Raw genomic sequence first — 17,256 nt, forward strand, 5'->3', positions numbered from 1 at the left:
GCAAGAACATTATTATTCCATTGATGAAACTACGATCCGAATGGGGGAAATAGAATATAATTCAATATTAGAAGAACTAAGAGAAAAAAGGAGAAAGCCATTCCTCCTCAAGACGAATCGGTTATTAAAATTGCTGCTAGATGGAATAGAATGATGGAAACAATTTCACCTAAAGACAATGAGCTTCAAAAGAATAAAGAACTGTTTTATTCTGATAATCCAGACCTGGCAACTAAAGTAGGTTTAGAACCCTCCTTACTTCAATATTTATATGATGCACTAACATATATATCAAAAGACAACTAACGATTATGTTAGCTGTCTTTTTCTTTGGCTATTCTTAAATTATGTATACTCTTCACTTTTGAAGTGAAAAAGCACCAATAAACTATTTCACGAGACATGGATACAGATGGCGAAAGAAGAGCAAAAAGTCAGTAGGACATGGGTTTAGAACAATGGCAATAACACTATTCGTTCGGATAAAGTTTCTGATATTTTTCTACTGTATGTTTTATTAAATCTTTTAAAACATTAGTATCGATATCAGCTAATTTATTTACATAAATACAAGCCTTACTCTTCGTGTGTTTCCCAAAGCTTTCTAACAGTTTTTCCCTTTCTTCACTCTCATAGTCCAAATAAAGACTAATTTTCGCCTTTCTTGGTGAAAAACCCACTAAAGGCGCATCACCTTCACGTCCTGATGCATACTTATAGTGATAGCTACCAAAGCCTATAATACTAGGACCCCACATTTTTGCGTCGTAACCAGTTACCTCTTCAAAAATTTCTAATAACTGATAGGCATCTGCCTTCTTCTTCTCATTTTCCACGCTCTCAATAAAATCAATTACACTATTGTCTGTTTCTTTCATCTTCGGTTCATGCATCTATGCGCTCTCCTATTCTCTGAGTAAACACTGGTTTACATTATTATCATCGTTATTACATTCTAGCATTACTCTGTTCCAAATCTTTTAGCTGATCTAATACGTGCACGCTCAGCTTCTATCTCTCGATTTCGAGGCTCCGCACTAGTCTCCAACGAATTCAATAAATTACTAGTTACTTTAGCTATTTCATTGATTGCTTGATTAAATGCCTCTTCGTTAATCTTAGAAGGTTTGTTATAGCCTGTTATCTTTCGAACGTACTGCAGAGATGCAGCATAAATCTCTTCATTGGTTGCTGGTGGATCAAAATTAAATAATGTTCTAATGTTTCTGCACATATATATACTCCTTCTCATTATCGTTTTAACCATAAGTCTATCCATTAATTTCACATTTTTATTCTAAAGGACACTTGCTAACATTCTTGTTCCGCTAGCCTTTCTTCATAAGCTCAATATTCAAATTTCAAAACGTCTATACCTTCCTACGTTAATGCAACCGTTAATACAATAAGCATTTTAATAAACAAGTTTTAAAGATTTGAAACGAGAAATTTAGCCAACAGACAAGGCAGCCCAACTGAATTACCTCATTAAACTATCGTACCCTTTACTTAAGTAGAAGCCTTACACAGTCTATGTTACATATAAATTAATTTAACTAATCAATTGTAAACTCCGCTATCAAATGGTGTCTATCATAGTCTCCAGGTTTTCTAACATCCAGTATACTCTTCACTATACGGTATTCTCCAATATCCAGACTTCCATAGAGCCACTCCCAATCGACTGTCCAATCACTAACATTTGAGGAATCTGAATCTAACTCATAGCCAGGTTCACCAAATCCATAGGAAGCTCCTTTGATGATGGGGACTTGATACCATTTTCCCTCTATTTTCTTTTCCAACAAAAAATCTTCACTATAAACGCATCGCTTGTCAGTTTTATTCTCTAACGTTACGGTTAATCCAGTAGAAGATACCGTTTCCCCCTTTACAATCATGGTTACTCCATCTAAGTTATTGACAGTTTCATATATCGTGGGTTCCCAATCTTGTGTTTCGGCAGTTTGGCCAGAATCACACGCTGACAATAGTGTCAGACTTATTGCCATAAAAAATAGTGAACACAAAAATATCTTCATGTAATCACCCCTTAAGTAGACTTAAGATATCTTTAAAAGGTTTTACAAATCTACTTACAACTAAACTACCTTGATAGTTAAATAACGGTTGCATCATTCTTATATAAGTATCGAACCCGTTATCTTAATAATTTTTCTACCCTCTTTTTTACTTCAAGTGGCAAGGATTGTTTCATTGCTTCTTCTAACAATCTTGGGTATTTTACACCATTGGTTCTTAAATACTTTTCAATAAGAATCGCTTTTTCTTGTTTGTTTGGAATTAACCAGTATAAGATGTACCAATCTTCGAGTGAACATAAAGGAATATCTAATCCATTTATTTTTTCATAGTCTACGATAGATTCCTGTTGTAGTGATAATTTATAAACTCCTTCATTATGGTGTATGGCAAATCCACCCATGATATCTATATCAATTTCATTAATACTGTATTTAGAAAAATATGTTGTACGAAATGGGTTAGTACGTATTACTTCTTTCGTTCTCCCAATGGATGATATTATTTCATTTAACCGGGTGGCATTCGCTTCATCTACCAAAATATCTATATCGTTAGGCTTATCAATTATTTTATAAAAACTAAGTAGAAGTGAACCACCAACTCCCCAAGTTATGTTATGATCACTTAATTTGTCAGCGATAAAAGATAATGTTTTTAGCAAATTAATTCTCCTATAATTTATGTAGTTTATTAGTTAACGTTTACACCGTTATAGCAAGACTATAGCAAGAAAAAATTGTAATGTTTATTGAAGAATTCTGCCCTGTTAGTACAACATCTTTATAGTCAAATATTAACATAATATTTAAAACATATTTTTATAAAATAGAGACCATCACATTTGATGATCTCTTATTAAACTAACGCACCCTATAGTGGAGTAATGACCGAACTTATATTAACTGGTTTAGTTTAAATGGTAGTTTCTCACAATCATTGACTGTTATTGATTACCCCTCAACTATTGCAAGGTATTTCAAGATTTCTCCTTCTAATTCAACGATTAGAATATCTCCTCTTTCCTTTGCTGAAAAAATCTTTGCACCAATTGGAAGTTTATTTGCCATCTCATTTTTGAAATCTGTATTACTATCATTTATTGTTTTTATTTCACCTATTTGAACGTCTTTTGTTAAAGACAATTCTTCAACCCAATCGATATTAGTTTCATAAATTACTCCATCATACTGGAAAATGTCAGCATCTGGATTCAATGTTAAGACTTCTTCAGCGTCAATACTGTCTATTGTTACTGTTGTTGTTTCCCCTTTATTAGACTCTGAAATAAGTTGGTAAATTTGTTCTACTGAATTATCACTTAAAGTATAAATCGTATGGCTATCTTTTGTATTCATAATTGTGCCTGAATTTTGATCAATCCAAAGGAAATAATTTTCCTCACCAATTTCAATTTTATATTTAGGATCCGCCATATTTACTATACCCGGTTCCTTATTCGCACCATTTACTGCTTCTTTGACTGTATCAATGGTTTCTTTATCTTCTATAACAATTGTATTGGGACGATCTCCTATTTGATAAATTTTTACTACTTCTACTTCTTTAACTTGTGATTGGCAACCTATTAAACCTATTATCAATAAAATAAGAGCCGAAAATAAACTGATTTTTTTCAAGTTAATCCCCCTAAGTTTATATGTTAATACAAATTAGACGGACATTCTTCTATTTTTGTTTCAAATGCACTAATACATAATCTTGTTCAACTATCCCGCCCTGTTACTGCAGTAACTTATAGTTAGATAATAACGCTCGAAATACTCATCTCGAAAATAAAGACCATCAATATGATGATCTTTTATTTCACTAACGCATCCTTTAGCTAACGAAATACGCCCTTCATTATCTTTATCTGGTTCAAGGTGAGGAAAGACCACTCCAACAGGTTCATTTTTAACTATATAGATGGTGAACATTCTCTGTACTTGTGAAGGCAGTTCAGCTCCCATACTCTTTAAAAATTTCTCTGCATCATCCATATTCCTATCCATTACTTCAGATAAAAATGAAACTGATTTCTTCTCAGTAATTGACCATAATTCGTAATCTAAAATCCCAATATTTATTGGATTTCTTAAAGACCTCTTATATATAACTCTTTCACCTTTTATCTTCATTTTATAACTCGTATATATTTTAATCGTTCTAATTGAATTCTAGGGCATTCTAGCAACACTTTTTTTAAAATTGCTGTTTTCCGTTTCAGTTAAAAGATCTTTTATAAGACCATCGATTTGATCTGCTTGATTTAAGTTTTCTTCAAATATTTCCAAGATAATTTGTTCGTCACTTATTATACTATGTACTCCAAATTCTTTTAGTTGGTTCAGAACTCTAATCATAATTTGTACTTCCTCTATCCTTACTTGCTGCACTATTCTGCCCCATTAGTGGAATAACAGCTTCAGTACATTTCATTATTGCACCCCTTGATAATAAATAATTACTTCTTTACTTTATCATCTAATTCTCTCTCGATTTCTTCAATACTTATTTTTTCTAATTCATCATCTTTAATGTTTAGCTGTTTTGAAATTACTTCTAACTGTTTACTAATAGTCGAAAGTCTATAAAAAACATAGAAGATAACTGGTATTGCAATTAAAGTCCAAATCAATTCAAACCAACTTGTAAACACTGAAATCCCCCCTTTATACCATAAGCAATTATACTCCCTTGTTAGGCTAACCTAATCTATAATAATGGATTAAAATTATGTTTTAGAATAAATCATGGTAATTAATTTCTAAGTAGGGGATATCACTTTCTATTTTTTTCTTCATGTCAGAGAGTTTATCAATAACACTTCTATTGTTTTCTTGTTCCTTTGTTAAGAACGTGGCAAAATACATGTAAGAGAAAATTCGTCTGTAATCCAGGAAAAACTGTAATTTAGAAAGCCAATAAGCATCGAGATTAATTTCGGTTAAGTAACCTTTTAAAAAAGCCTTCATAAATAGATGTGCGAACTTTTTTCTCGCTTTACTATCATGTTCATCAATAGATTGGACAGCATGATATAAAACAATTGCAATATCATATATAAACCAGTTGTACTCACAATCTCCAAAATCAAATAGAATAATTTCATGATGGTGTACATAGAAGTTTCCTTGATGCAGGTCATTATGTATCATTCCATAACCATTTCTATCCTTTGGTAGTTTACTAAGTTTCGAAATAAATTCTTCCCATTTTTGCACAACATCTTTATTAACTCCATTTAAATTCTCTTTAAATAAAGGTCCCATATTCCAATCTTGCCTTTTTACAGTTTCATCTAGAGGGCTGTAAATTTTCGATAAACTATGTATTTTGCCAAGTGTTTTTCCCCAAGTATAATAAAAATCCTTATTCCAAGTTTCTGTATCCTTAAGATTAATGAAAGAACCTTTTGCTTTTTCAAATGCTAAAATATAGCATTCTTTCTCACCATCTGACATAATGGTCTCTAAATAATTTCCACTTTTAGAGTATAAAGGTGGCGTTACGTGAACTCCTGACGAATATAGAAATCTTATCCAATCCAATTCAGCAATAATAGTGTCTTTTCTATACAACGAACTAGGGTAAAACTTTAAGATAAAACTCTCATCATTTCTATTACACTCAAATACATTATTGGAAAACCCACCAAGTAATTGTAATTCCGATACATCAGCATCAAATCTTTCTGCACCTTTAGATAAAGTATCCCTATCCAACTTTCTCCTCCTCTCTACAATAAAAAGATAACCATAAATGATCACCTTCATATTCGCACACTTTAAACTGCTTCGAACTCCATTGCCTCCAAACGGACATCAAAGATAATTCAAAGGTTCCACAATCTCACAAATTTCACTTTCCTCCAGAAATTTAGTAACGATAGAGCAGTGGGAAACACCCACGATAAATAGAATACGTTCTTCCCCAGAGTCAATGAGCCGGGCTAAATTAGAGAACATGATTAAATTCCGTTTGTACCACCAACTTAACCATTCTATACCTATATAATTATTAAACTCTCCTACACGTGCAAGATTTACATACATCTTATGCAACTCATATAGTAGAGTAGGATCATTAAGCTCCTTGTAATAATCTTGAACACTCTTGGAATCCGTAAGTTCGGGAAAATTAATTTCTTCGAATATCTCATTAAAAAGCTCTTGTTGGTTTTCCTTTAGCCACCCTTCCACTTCGCCATAGCTCATGCCAGACTCACCCATCCAATCGGTTGGATAAATTTGTTCATGCCCCAGCCTTAAACCTAAACGAAAGGCAACTTGAAATATCTCATTCATTTCTAACTTGTAGGAATCCCTTTTGTATCGTTTATATTTTTCATTATAATAATCACGATCTTCTGATACCATTTCTACTGCAATCTTAGTCGGTTTAAAATCTGCTAGTTTAGATACTATTTCCTTAATTTCAATTTGTCTTTTCTCAGAATATAAGCCCTCATGTCCAGACATATGAAAAGTTCCTAGTACAAGTACTTTTGCCTTCTCCAATTTTATCGAACTCCCCTGTTAAATTTAAAAAAATTCTTATATAAAAGTATAATAATTCCACAAATCACTGTTAGACCTATAATCGAGAACAAGTAAATAATAGGAGAATAAACATATCCAATTGCTACTTCATTTTGAAGCATCTCTACATTCTCCCATGCACCTGCTATATCTGGTTGGTAATTTTTTGTTTTAATAAAACCGACTAATATCATGCCGCCGATATATATGATATGAATGAAAATGGAAGCAAAAAATGCTTGTAACATCGTCTTCATATGACCACCTCTACTTTCCCACCATGAAGGTATTTTATCTTTAATCAATCAACCCAACACCACGCATTTGCACTTCATCCGGTATTGAAATCCAATCTAAACTGTATATGTAATTTTTCAGTTCATCCTTCCTTTTAGCTTAAAAATAGAGCCTTTAACGAAACAAAGAGATTGAAGAAAGCAACGATAATCAATAGATACCCAACCGTTTTATCTTCCTTCTTAATTTCTTCTGCCCCTATCGTTAATAATAGTACTCCCAGTAAAAATGATGAAATCGAAGTTAAATTAATGCTATCATTGATTAAACTAAAAACAGATAAAGTGATAACCGCAATGGCTAAAATGATTTTTATAATTTTCATTAGTTATTTTCCACCTAAGTAGCGCACGCAGTCCATTCTAAATTTCTATACTTTGCACAAATTCTAACACAGAGAAACTATTCATTTATACGAAATTACTGAATATAAAGTTTCTTATTTATTAAATTATTTATCTGTATATCATTATTTCAATCCGTCTTAATACACCAAAAACGCTATTTCTAAATAGATAATAGCGTTTTGGTATGTTTATTTCTTGTTACCTTTTATTTTTTATTATATATTTCCTTCATTTCTACTAGGGTCTTACCTTGGATAGATTGGTGATCTGTTATCTCCCAATCCCCTTTAATTTCCTGTAAATCCGGTTCATCGTTTGTACCGCCTTCTTTACGAACGGTATAAACATGATTAATTCCATCCTCTGTTTTATAGATGATAAATCCAGTTGAATAATGATCCTCTTTAACTAAGGCGGTAGGTTCTATTACTTTCTCGCCAGTTGTCTCCAATTCTTCTTGAAAATCTGCTATAAATCCAAAACTTAAAATGATTAAGTCTGCTTTCATATACTCTCCAAGTTCTATCCCTAAAGCACCAGCAGCCTCATCAAGCATATAATCTCTATAAAAAGTATCCTCATTGACCTTGTATTCTCTTAAGCCATAGCTATCCGTATCATGCTTTATCTCTTTTCCCTTTACTGTACTCAGATCAACATCAATCGCAAGTTCTTCCATTTCTATTTCATCACCGTTCTCATAAAAAACAGGGACTAACGTAATTAAATGATCATGTAATGGCTCATATAATGCATTTGTCTTCACTACTTCCTTATCAAAATTAACCAGAGGAATAGTTTTCTTTTCTTCATCAATGAATTCTAGACTATCACCTTTACTATTATATAGGCGAAAGTCATAGTATACTTCTTGATTAATAGGCGTATCCAGTTCCATATAAATCTTTGTTCCACTTGGTGCTAATTGAATATTAAATAATTCAAACTTATACTGTTCTGTTTCTTTTATTTTATTTATATCATAGGCATAGGCGCTAGAATTCTTGGACACTGGCAGTTCGAAGTTCCAGTTTCCTTTTTTATCCAAAACCTCATTAAAGTTGACTTTTAAAGTAAAACTTTCAGGTAGTTTAGATGTTGTTTCTATCGTTCCAAGTAATAAATCATCTTTCACGGTACCATGTCCACTCATACCAAGGACCTCTTTATCATCGATTAATATGTTGAATTCGGTACCTAACGCATCTACATCATCCACATGATCTGATATTGGCACGGAGTATCCTATTACTAATCGAAAATTATCATAATAAACCTCCGTAATGGTTACAGGAATATCTTTATCTATGGAGGTTGCTCCCACTTTAGTAACCAGCCCATTTTTTGAAGCCTCCTCAAGACCAACATCAAAATAAGAAAGTACACTTCCGAATAGCGGAACTTGAATCAAAAATTTAGCCATAGCTGGAGAAACAAAAGCAGAACCGAATAATAGTACAAATATAGTTGAAGCCGCTGCAAATACATATGACACCCTTTTAGTTTTTCTACTATTTCTTTTTGAAGAAGAAATGGTATTCGATATGGCATGATTCAACTTCTGTTCTGGGATTGGAATCGCATTTACCTTCTCTTTAAAGTGACGTATCTCACTACCCATTCATATAGTCCTCCTCTATCCTTCCTTTTAATAACTTAAGAGAACGATGCAAACAAGATTTAATCGTGCCCTCTGGACAGTTCAATATTTCCGCAATTTCTCGATTGGTCAAATCCTCATAGTATTTAAGAATAATAACGGTTTTATCTCGTTCATTTAAATAGTCTAATAGATGATATAAGTCTAGCTTCTCTTCAGAATGAAAACTTCTATCCTCTCTTATTTCTATATATCCGTTTTCAAATGGGACAATCTTCTTTTGGCGTCTTAGAAAGTCAATCGCACAATTTATGGTTATTCTTTTTAACCATCCAGACACTTGGTTTACATCTTTTAACTTCCCAATTGAGATCAATGCCTTATATGTAGTTTCCTGAACAATATCAACCGCGTCATTTTCATTTTTCACGTACAAGAAAGCAATTCGATAAAGCCTATGTTTCTCTCCTTGCACTATCTTTTCCAAGGCTTTTTTATTCCCTTTAACAGCTTTTTTCACATCATGTGTTGTATACATATTGACCTCCTTTCCTATACTTGACGGCTATGGGGGTTGAAAAAGTTCCATTAATTTATACATACGTTTAAGATCGTGTCATAAAAAAGTAACCACCAGACAAGATTAGTGGTTACAGATGGGTTATTCTATGAAATTTTCGTAGGATAAAATTCAACAAGGAATGGTTGTGACGCTTCATCTAAACAAAGTTCTATTCTATCCCTGAAATTTTTAAAGGTAACCATTTCTAGAGCTTCTTCAATCGGAAAAAATCCTACTTCTAAACTCTCCGAACTCGTCGTTGGAACTCCTCCGATTGCTTTCCCCAGAAATAATGTATTACAGATGGACCGCTCTACATTTTGAAAAACACCGCAAAACTTGGTGATTTCTATATCAATACCCGACTCCTCTTTGGTTTCCCTAATTGCAGCATCCTTCAGTGACTCGCCCTCTTCCACTTGACCTCCAGGCATCTCCCATCCTCTACGTGGCCCTTTAATAAGTAAAATTTCATTCTTGTCATTCAATACGATGGTAGCTGCTGAAATAATATGCTTTGGTACTGCCATAAACTTTTCCCCCTATAGCTGTCTTTCTAATTGGTCAACATCTAGCCAATAATATACCAATTTTAGCATAGTTTTCATAAATTTTATTTAATTATAAGTCAATAGTTTACTATTTAACTAACAAAGCAAACGCATAAAATGCGTCCCCATCAGACACATCACCATCGCTCCACCATACACCATAGTCATAATAGTAAAGCCCTTCTTCATCAGGTACAGTAAAGGTATGATCCGTTACGGATACTTCCACTTCTCCAGTTTCACTGGTTTGATTTAGATGAACTTCATTAGGCATTGGCTCATAATCCATCCAAAACGTCACCTTCGTCCCTGCTTCAACCGGAATCGGACTTTTACCCTCTAACAAGTCCTTCGCACCAGCCGTATCCACACATCCATTCTTCCAGCAATAGGTGCCAAGCACGGTGTCATATCTTTCACCATCTATTTCTATGTATGCATGTGGAGGTTTATCTTCATTTTGGCCACCGTTATCAGAGCCAGATGTATTACAGCCTGCTAAAATTACCATTAGTATGGTTAGAAATAATATCTTTTTCATCATCATAAACTCTCCCCTTTAAAATGTAAGACGTTTTTACTTATCATATTGTTTCACCTTGGCCTTCTATAGTCATTCCACCTCTGAAAACTTATCGGATTATAAAGGATAATGTTAATCTAATAGAGAACTATATCAGTACTATTATTTAAAGGAGGAGTTACGATTGATTAAAAATATTGCTACTGTTGGTGTCTATGTAGATGATCAACTAAAAGCGAAACAATTTTGGACAGAAAAGATAGGTTTTGAGGTTGTTGTGGAACATCCGATGGGGCCAGATGCTACCTGGTTAGAGGTTGCACCACCTAACGCACAGAGTCGCCTAGTCATCTATCCGAAATCCATGAGGGGCGGTTATGAAATGCCTCAGGTTTCCATTGTCTTTGAATGTGAGGATATCGAGGGAACATATGAAAATATGAAAGCTAGTGGAGTAGAGTTTGAACAGGAACTCAACAAGGCACCTTGGGGGACGAGTGCTATTTTTTGTGATGAGGATGGAAATAAGTTTTTGATGAAGGGGATTTAATCCATCATATCAGATTGTTTAAATATAACTAGGAAGCACTTCAATCTATTAGCAATCCCGTATAAAGAAGAACAGGGAAGGAGCTGCTTCTTTATGATGAAGCTGCTCTTTCCCCATGTGTCAGCCCTTATCCTGTGGCTTCGGTTTTATATATAATCCAAGTTCTTTTTTCTCTTTGGTTAACGCCCGATAAAGCGACATCATCATAATGACAATAATGATCGAAAATGGAAATGCCGCTCCAATTAATGCATTTTGGAGTGCTTGTAACCCGCCACTATATAACAGAATGACTGCTACAGCAGATTGGGCAATTCCCCAGGTAAATTTAACAGAATTTGGTGGTGTTAGCGAACCATAGGTTGTTTGCATCCCTAGTACGAATGTTGCTGAATCTGCCGATGTAATAAAGAAGGTGCAAACAAGTATTATTGCTACAACCGCAAGAATCATAGTCCATGGAAATTCACTAAAGGTCGCAAATAATACTTCTTCTGTAGCAAATTGTGTTAAGTCTACACTTCCAGCGCTCTGTACATCAATTGCGGCAGTACCAAATATCGCAAACCATAAGAAGCTGACTAAAGATGGAAGTAATAAAACACCGATTAAAAATTCACGAACAGTTCTCCCCTTGGAAACACGCGCAATGAAAATACCAACGAATGGTGACCATGCAATCCACCATGCCCAATAAAATATTGTCCAATCATTTATCCAAGCACGATGCTCTTCATTTAGCGGTGCAATGCGGAAGCTCATTTGTGCGATGTTTTGAATATATCCACCAATCGTGTCGGTAAACATGTCTAATGTAAGGATGGTTGGCCCGATAAAAAACATTAAGACAAATAAACTAATCGCTAAAACCATATTCGTATTACTTAAATATTTAATCCCTTTACCTAATCCTGACATTGCCGATAAGAGGAATAGTACGGTAACAATTAAAATAATGATTAATTGTACAAGAAAGTTATTCGGTATCCCTAATAAAAATGATAACCCACCATTAATTTGCGCTGCTCCGAACCCTAAAGTGGTTGCAACCCCAACAATCGTTGCAAGTACAGCTAGTACATCAACAATCGTTCCAACCGGGCCCTCCATCATCCTCTTTCCTAATACAGGTTTTAATGTGGCAGAAATAAGACCTGGTTCCCCTTTACGGAATTTAAAATAGGCTAATGCTAGAGCCACAATGGCATATATTGCCCAAGCATGAATTCCCCAGTGAAAGAATACATACCTCATGGCTTCTTTATTTGCTGCATTTGTTCCACCTTCTGCAAGTGGTGGATCGATGAAGTGGGAAAGCGGCTCAGCAGCACCCCAGAAAACAAGTCCAATCCCCATACCGGCACTAAACAACATAGCAAACCAAGAAACTTTAGAAAATGCAGGTTTATCATCAGGTTTTCCAAGTTTAATTGCCCCAACAGGACTAAAGATAAGAAACACACAAAATAGGACGATGATCGTAACTAATATAAGATAATACCATCCAAATGACGTTGTAATAAAAGCTTTTATATTACCTGTTATTACTTCAAAATTTTTTGGCGAAATAACACCAAATACGACTAAAACAAGAACAATTGCTAATGAAATCCAAAAAACTTTTGATACTTTACTCATAAACAAAACGATTCCTTCCTTCTATGTATGGTGAGGCAATAGACAATACTCTCCATATTTCGAAGCGCTACAAACAATCAATTATTAGAGATATCTTCTCTCTTATTAAACAAGATTGATTTTGAAATTAATCAAGGGGAAATGGGAACAAAAATCCCTAATACGGTACATGAAATAAGTGGAGCAAATAGCCTTCAAATGGTAATCCATGGGTAAATTAGTAGTTTAATAGTCTGATACGGATAATAATAAAGACCCAATATGTACATGGTATAAGATTATACTTATAGAATATTGTCGAAAAAATAGTAATGAAAACTATTCTAGTGTAACATAAATGATAGAATATTACATATAAAGAGTAATTCTCCATTAAAAAGGAATACCTGAATTAGTAGCTGTTATCCGTAATAATATTTAAAAATGATATAAATAGTAATACAGAAGATTTTCAACAGCTACCAATAGAAAAAGGATATACCGATTCATTTACGGATTTGTATCCCCATTAGTTTACATTTTTAGTTTTTGTTCTCCATAACAGAACGACATACCAATTATTGCACACTTTTAATTCTTCATTTTTTGAAACTGTGGGAACCCAATCAGGATTGCTATTATTCCACAGATTCCTACTAAGATTGGATAATAAGAGTACTGCAAGATGCTCACTGGTGAAATACTTGCTATGCTTGCGGCTGCCAGGAATTGAGCTCCGTATGGCAGAAGGCCTTGGATCGAACAAGAGAAAATATCTAATAGACTGGCGGACCTTCGCGATTCAATACCATACTGACCGGCAATATTTTTCGCAAGTGGACCAGCAATTAAAATAGCGATTGTATTATTGGCCGTTGATAAACCGGTTAAGCCAACAAGACCTGCTATTCCAAACTCAGCACCCTTTTTCGATTTAATTCTTCGTGTCGCTATATGAAGCAGGAAGTCAATTCCACCGTTAAATTTAATAACCTCCACCATTCCGGCTATTAATATTGCTAGAAAGGCAATTTCATACATACCTGCCATTCCTTCACCAATCTTTTGCATAAGACCCATTAAACTGTAACTACCATCCACTAAGCCGACAGCCCCTGCAAGAACAATCCCTAAAGCCAGAACAAGGAAAACATTGATACCCGCTAATGCAAAAATAATAACTAAAATATAGGGAATAATTTTAATCCAACTATAACTTAGATGCTCCACATGTGACGTTTCTCCTATGGAAATTGCCCATAAAATAATGCCTGTCACTATAGCTGCCGGCAAAACAATCCAAAAATTCATTTTAAATTTATCCTTCATTTCTGCACCTTGTGAACGGACAGCCGTAATGGTTGTATCCGAAATAAAGGATAAATTATCACCGAACATGGATCCACCAATGATTGCAGCCATTACTAAAGCCATGGCAAGATCCGTATGATCGCTGATTCCAACCCCAATTGGTGCAAGTGCAACAATCGTTCCCATTGATGTACCCATAGACAACGAGATAAAGCAGGCAATAATGAACAGTCCTACTACAAGAAGGTTTGGCGGAATAGCCGATAACGCAAAGTTAACCGTAGAGTCTACTGCCCCCATGCCCTTTGCTACCTCAGAAAATGCCCCAGCCAATAGAAAAATAACAACCATCAACATGACATTTACATTTCCTGCGCCCCGGCAAAAAATATCAACCTTCCGAGCAAATGTTTCTTTTAGATTCATCACCAAAGCCACAGCACCAGAAATAACAATGGCCACAATGACAGGGAAGGCATAAAAATCACCCGTAATAACCCCTGATCCAATAAATAAAAATAGAAAAACTGCAAATGGGGTCATTGCCCATAGATTCCCTTTCTTCATTGTTCCACCTCCAAAAATAAAATGGTGAAGCCTGGTGCGGTTCCACTGTTTCCCAATGAGGAAATCAAAGGTCCGTCCATAAGTTTCACGAACAAAATTCACAAGATATTATTATACAATAGTATTGACCTTTAAGGAAACAATCCCAAACTAAATCCTAAAGGTTATGTCGGCTGCATTTTTATAAAAATTTATAAAATAATTAAAGAAGGATGTTTCGTACATTTTGTCTAGCCCTTACTTATTAGTATAATCTCCTAATTCTTCTTTAGTTTGTGGTACTTCCATTTCACCGTTCAGGATTTTATTTTCCCATTCCTTGATAGCAACATCACCAGTTCTATCCAACATTAATTTTGAATTCACTCCTAGAACACGAGATTTCAAATCAATTTCTAAATTCTATTAGCTTTGGTAGACTACAACATCAGCCTAAATGGTAAGTTTATTAGAGGAGAGTATTTTATTAACGAAATCCAATTGAATTAGGAATTCGTTAATAGAATGTATTTCATCTATTGATATTATTCAATCCAAATGTCCACAAATAATATCACTTCTAATCAAATTGTTACTCCATTCTTAAAGTGCTTTTTATTTATTTTTCTTGATTTTCTTTTGTAACAAAAAGCACTATCATGGTACTAAGTAAATGCCGGAAGGGGGGAAGGTCATACATGCAGGAGTTAGAGGACATTTATAAGGAGCTCCACCCAAAGATTCTAACGTTTTTTTTAATGAAAACAGCGAATCAGGTGGTTGCAGAAGACTTAACACAGGAAGTATTCTATCAAGCTATGAAAAGTATTCATTCTTTTCAAGGCTATGCCACGATTCAAACATGGTTATTTGCAATCGCCAAAAATATATTAAAAAAGTACTACCGATCCAAATGGTATAAAAGAAATTTAGAAATAAAATTAACGAAAGAAGTAGAAACGGAACAAAAGACTCTAGAAGATCTGTATGTCGTGAGCGAAGAAGCAAGGGAAATCATGACGCAAATCCAAGTATTGGATGACCTTCCGAAAGAAATTATCATTCTACGTATCTATGGAGACCTTTCCTTTAAGGAAATTGCTCAACTGGTTGAAAAAACCGAAAACTATGTGCGTGTAACCTTTCACCGTGCAAAGGTAAAAATCAAAACAGAAATGGGGGCGAAAAAAGCATGAAGGAATGCCCAATCGTTGAGGATTTACTCCCGTTATATCATGAAGGTTTATTGAAACCTGAAACAACAGAATGGGTGGAAGAACATTTAAATAATTGCTCAGCCTGTAACTCGCTAGCGAGTATCTCTAGTGAGCCAATAATGAATGATGCAGATAGACCGGTAGTAGATCACGACAAAATGATGGCCAAGGTAACATCGAAATTAACGTTGTACCAATTAATTTTTGTTGGAATCTCCTTTTTTCTAGCTATCCGAACTGTTATTGCAAATGAAAGCTTTGGTTTTATTTTACCTTATTTTATATTAGGACTCGTCACCTTCTTATTTTATCGAACGTATCGATTGGTGGTTATGATTGCTTTCCTTCCTGTCTTCTTATGGTTTTTAGGAACAATGCTTTATAGCACCTTCCAGCATACAGAATCGGATTATAATTTTTTCATGATGGTATTTGATGCTATATATGGCTCATTTCTGATGGCAGGCATCCATTTTTTATTTGCAATCTTAGGAGCAATTGTTGGCTGGCTCTTCTTCAAGTTTAAAGAAAGTGGTGATAAGTAATGCGTAAGAAAAAATGGTGGTACATTCTGTTAATTATCGTAATTACACTTCCTGTACTAATTATATCCAATGCTTTTAATGGAAATCCATTGTCGAAACAAATTGCGAAAATTACGCTAAACAAGTATTTAGAGGAAGAATATCCGGAAGATAAGTTCCATGTAGAGAAGCCGTTTTTCAATTTTAAGGATAGTGGTTACAACTTTGAAGTGAAGAAAATTGGCGATACAACACAAGAGAGCTACGATTTCACCGTAACAGGCATTTTAGGTACAAAGGTTTCCTATGATTCGATTTATTATGCTAACTTAGATCAGGTCTTAATAAGAAAACTGCAGCAAGAAGCTAATTCAGAATTGGGAATGCTCATGAAATCCGATATTCCTGAACTTATCGAAGTAGATGTCATGGTGGAGGTCTTAAAAGAAACCTATCCTAGTGACACCAAATGGGATAAGGAGCTAAATCTAGAAAAGCCAATGTATATCCATATAACCATAGATGCTGAAGGATTAACGAAGGAATCTATAGTGGAAAAAGCAAAAACTATACAACAGTTACTTAATGAAAATGGATACGAGTATGACCGGGTAAGCATTAATGCAAACTTGAATGATAAAGCATTTGGCTCCTATGTGAAATATGGTGTCGGCTTTGAAGGTGATTCTAGCATCAAAGAAAAGGATGTAGAGGAATATAATTAGTACATGTTTTGATTAGAATCGTAGGGAAGGTTCTTATGATTTAATGAGCAAATACCTCAAACAAAAGGACACAAACCTTATCACACTATCGGGTTCGCTTTTGGAGTACAAAATTACAGATAGAAAGTAATAACGCAATAGATTTAGTACCCCAAATAACAAGTAGCACCACAATATAATAAAAACGCTCAGAAATTTTTAATCTTGAAGTGACCCCAAAAAGTTGGACATATATTTTTAAGCTGCTTGTTGGGCAAAAGTTCGGTAGTGGACCGGACTTTTGCCTTTTAATTTTGCCT

The 17,256-nt window shown here is 34.5% G+C and carries 24 protein-coding genes; 5 read left to right on the top strand and 19 right to left on the bottom strand.

Features of this window, described 5'->3' with window-relative positions; all coding sequences use genetic code 11:
* Positions 1-150 precede the first annotated feature (150 nt).
* Positions 151-306, top strand: a complete 156-nt coding sequence (locus tag TY11_RS20575; RefSeq protein WP_155982748.1) for a hypothetical protein — start codon at positions 151-153, stop codon at positions 304-306.
* A 164-nt stretch (positions 307-470) separates the two neighbouring features.
* On the opposite strand, the gene TY11_RS19590 is transcribed toward TY11_RS20575, so the two are convergent.
* The 16 genes from TY11_RS19590 to TY11_RS19660 all read right to left on the bottom strand — a co-directional run bounded on the left by TY11_RS19590 (position 471) and on the right by TY11_RS19660 (position 10,488).
* The gene (locus TY11_RS19590) at positions 471-893 is read right to left on the bottom strand and encodes a DUF1801 domain-containing protein (RefSeq protein ID WP_042150255.1); all 423 of its coding nucleotides are present in this window, start codon (positions 891-893) and stop codon (positions 471-473) included.
* A gap of 68 nt (positions 894-961) precedes the next feature.
* Positions 962-1,234: a DUF2277 domain-containing protein gene (locus TY11_RS19595; RefSeq protein WP_042150258.1), complete on the bottom strand. Its 273-nt coding sequence runs from the start codon at positions 1,232-1,234 to the stop codon at positions 962-964.
* Between the two features lie 322 nt (positions 1,235-1,556).
* Positions 1,557-2,042, bottom strand: a complete 486-nt coding sequence (locus TY11_RS19600; RefSeq protein WP_052345912.1) for an immunoglobulin-like domain-containing protein — start codon at positions 2,040-2,042, stop codon at positions 1,557-1,559.
* 119 nt (positions 2,043-2,161) lie between these two features.
* Positions 2,162-2,707, bottom strand: a complete 546-nt coding sequence (locus tag TY11_RS19605; protein ID WP_042150262.1) for a nucleotidyltransferase domain-containing protein — start codon at positions 2,705-2,707, stop codon at positions 2,162-2,164.
* 289 nt (positions 2,708-2,996) lie between these two features.
* Entirely contained in the window at positions 2,997-3,683 is a 687-nt protein-coding gene (locus tag TY11_RS20950) for a YhfM domain-containing protein (protein WP_231495888.1), read from the bottom strand.
* Between the two features lie 90 nt (positions 3,684-3,773).
* Positions 3,774-4,184 (bottom strand): hypothetical protein, encoded by a 411-nt coding sequence (locus tag TY11_RS19955; RefSeq protein ID WP_052345914.1) that lies wholly within the window; start codon positions 4,182-4,184, stop codon positions 3,774-3,776.
* Positions 4,185-4,223: 39 nt separating this feature from the next.
* Entirely contained in the window at positions 4,224-4,442 is a 219-nt protein-coding gene (locus TY11_RS19960) for a hypothetical protein (RefSeq protein WP_155982749.1), read from the bottom strand.
* Positions 4,443-4,510: 68 nt separating this feature from the next.
* Positions 4,511-4,705 (bottom strand): hypothetical protein, encoded by a 195-nt coding sequence (locus TY11_RS19620; protein WP_042150265.1) that lies wholly within the window; start codon positions 4,703-4,705, stop codon positions 4,511-4,513.
* 82 nt (positions 4,706-4,787) lie between these two features.
* The gene (locus tag TY11_RS19625; protein WP_042150268.1) at positions 4,788-5,771 is read right to left on the bottom strand and encodes a phosphotransferase enzyme family protein; all 984 of its coding nucleotides are present in this window, start codon (positions 5,769-5,771) and stop codon (positions 4,788-4,790) included.
* 99 nt (positions 5,772-5,870) lie between these two features.
* Positions 5,871-6,566, bottom strand: coding sequence for a DUF5694 domain-containing protein (locus tag TY11_RS19630; RefSeq protein WP_231495889.1), 696 nt, complete (start codon positions 6,564-6,566; stop codon positions 5,871-5,873).
* Positions 6,567-6,568: 2 nt separating this feature from the next.
* Positions 6,569-6,844, bottom strand: a complete 276-nt coding sequence (locus TY11_RS19635; RefSeq protein WP_042150516.1) for a membrane protein — start codon at positions 6,842-6,844, stop codon at positions 6,569-6,571.
* A gap of 134 nt (positions 6,845-6,978) precedes the next feature.
* Entirely contained in the window at positions 6,979-7,209 is a 231-nt protein-coding gene (locus tag TY11_RS19640; RefSeq protein ID WP_042150274.1) for a DUF3953 domain-containing protein, read from the bottom strand.
* A 227-nt stretch (positions 7,210-7,436) separates the two neighbouring features.
* Positions 7,437-8,852, bottom strand: a complete 1,416-nt coding sequence (locus tag TY11_RS19645; RefSeq protein WP_042150277.1) for a DUF4179 domain-containing protein — start codon at positions 8,850-8,852, stop codon at positions 7,437-7,439.
* On the bottom strand, positions 8,845-9,369 hold the full coding sequence (locus TY11_RS19650) for a sigma-70 family RNA polymerase sigma factor (RefSeq protein WP_042150279.1): 525 nt from the start codon (positions 9,367-9,369) through the stop codon (positions 8,845-8,847). The genes TY11_RS19645 and TY11_RS19650 overlap by 8 nt, the downstream gene beginning before the upstream one ends.
* 128 nt (positions 9,370-9,497) lie before the next feature.
* Positions 9,498-9,923 (bottom strand): NUDIX hydrolase, encoded by a 426-nt coding sequence (locus tag TY11_RS19655; RefSeq protein WP_042150281.1) that lies wholly within the window; start codon positions 9,921-9,923, stop codon positions 9,498-9,500.
* Between the two features lie 109 nt (positions 9,924-10,032).
* Positions 10,033-10,488: a membrane lipoprotein lipid attachment site-containing protein gene (locus TY11_RS19660; protein ID WP_042150519.1), complete on the bottom strand. Its 456-nt coding sequence runs from the start codon at positions 10,486-10,488 to the stop codon at positions 10,033-10,035.
* Between the two features lie 163 nt (positions 10,489-10,651).
* On the opposite strand from TY11_RS19660, the gene TY11_RS19665 reads away from it, so the two are divergent.
* Positions 10,652-11,017: a VOC family protein gene (locus TY11_RS19665; protein ID WP_042150285.1), complete on the top strand. Its 366-nt coding sequence runs from the start codon at positions 10,652-10,654 to the stop codon at positions 11,015-11,017.
* A gap of 120 nt (positions 11,018-11,137) precedes the next feature.
* Here the strand turns inward: TY11_RS19665 and TY11_RS19670 are convergent, their stop codons facing one another.
* Both TY11_RS19670 and TY11_RS19675 read right to left on the bottom strand, forming a co-directional pair.
* Positions 11,138-12,655 (bottom strand): glycine betaine uptake BCCT transporter, encoded by a 1,518-nt coding sequence (locus tag TY11_RS19670; protein WP_042150522.1) that lies wholly within the window; start codon positions 12,653-12,655, stop codon positions 11,138-11,140.
* Positions 12,656-13,225: 570 nt separating this feature from the next.
* Positions 13,226-14,512 carry a Na+/H+ antiporter NhaC family protein gene (locus tag TY11_RS19675; RefSeq protein ID WP_042150288.1) on the bottom strand — a complete coding sequence of 429 codons (1,287 nt, stop codon included), beginning with the start codon at positions 14,510-14,512 and terminating at the stop codon, positions 13,226-13,228.
* 677 nt (positions 14,513-15,189) lie between these two features.
* On the opposite strand from TY11_RS19675, the gene TY11_RS19680 reads away from it, so the two are divergent.
* Genes TY11_RS19680 through TY11_RS19690 form a run of 3 tightly spaced genes read left to right on the top strand, consistent with a single transcriptional unit; the run spans position 15,190 to position 16,957 of the window.
* Entirely contained in the window at positions 15,190-15,687 is a 498-nt protein-coding gene (locus TY11_RS19680) for an RNA polymerase sigma factor (RefSeq protein ID WP_042150291.1), read from the top strand.
* On the top strand, positions 15,684-16,253 hold the full coding sequence (locus TY11_RS19685) for a zf-HC2 domain-containing protein (RefSeq protein ID WP_042150293.1): 570 nt from the start codon (positions 15,684-15,686) through the stop codon (positions 16,251-16,253). Before TY11_RS19680 ends, TY11_RS19685 begins: the two co-directional genes overlap by 4 nt.
* On the top strand, positions 16,253-16,957 hold the full coding sequence (locus tag TY11_RS19690; RefSeq protein ID WP_042150296.1) for a YfjL-like protein: 705 nt from the start codon (positions 16,253-16,255) through the stop codon (positions 16,955-16,957). Before TY11_RS19685 ends, TY11_RS19690 begins: the two co-directional genes overlap by 1 nt.
* Positions 16,958-17,042: 85 nt before the next feature.
* On the opposite strand, the gene TY11_RS20955 is transcribed toward TY11_RS19690, so the two are convergent.
* A partial coding sequence (locus tag TY11_RS20955) for a hypothetical protein (RefSeq protein WP_231495890.1) occupies positions 17,043-17,256 on the bottom strand: 214 nt, incomplete at its 5' end.

Source organism: Paucisalibacillus algeriensis (assembly GCF_000577245.1).
Lineage (GTDB): Bacteria > Bacillota > Bacilli > Bacillales > Amphibacillaceae > Ornithinibacillus.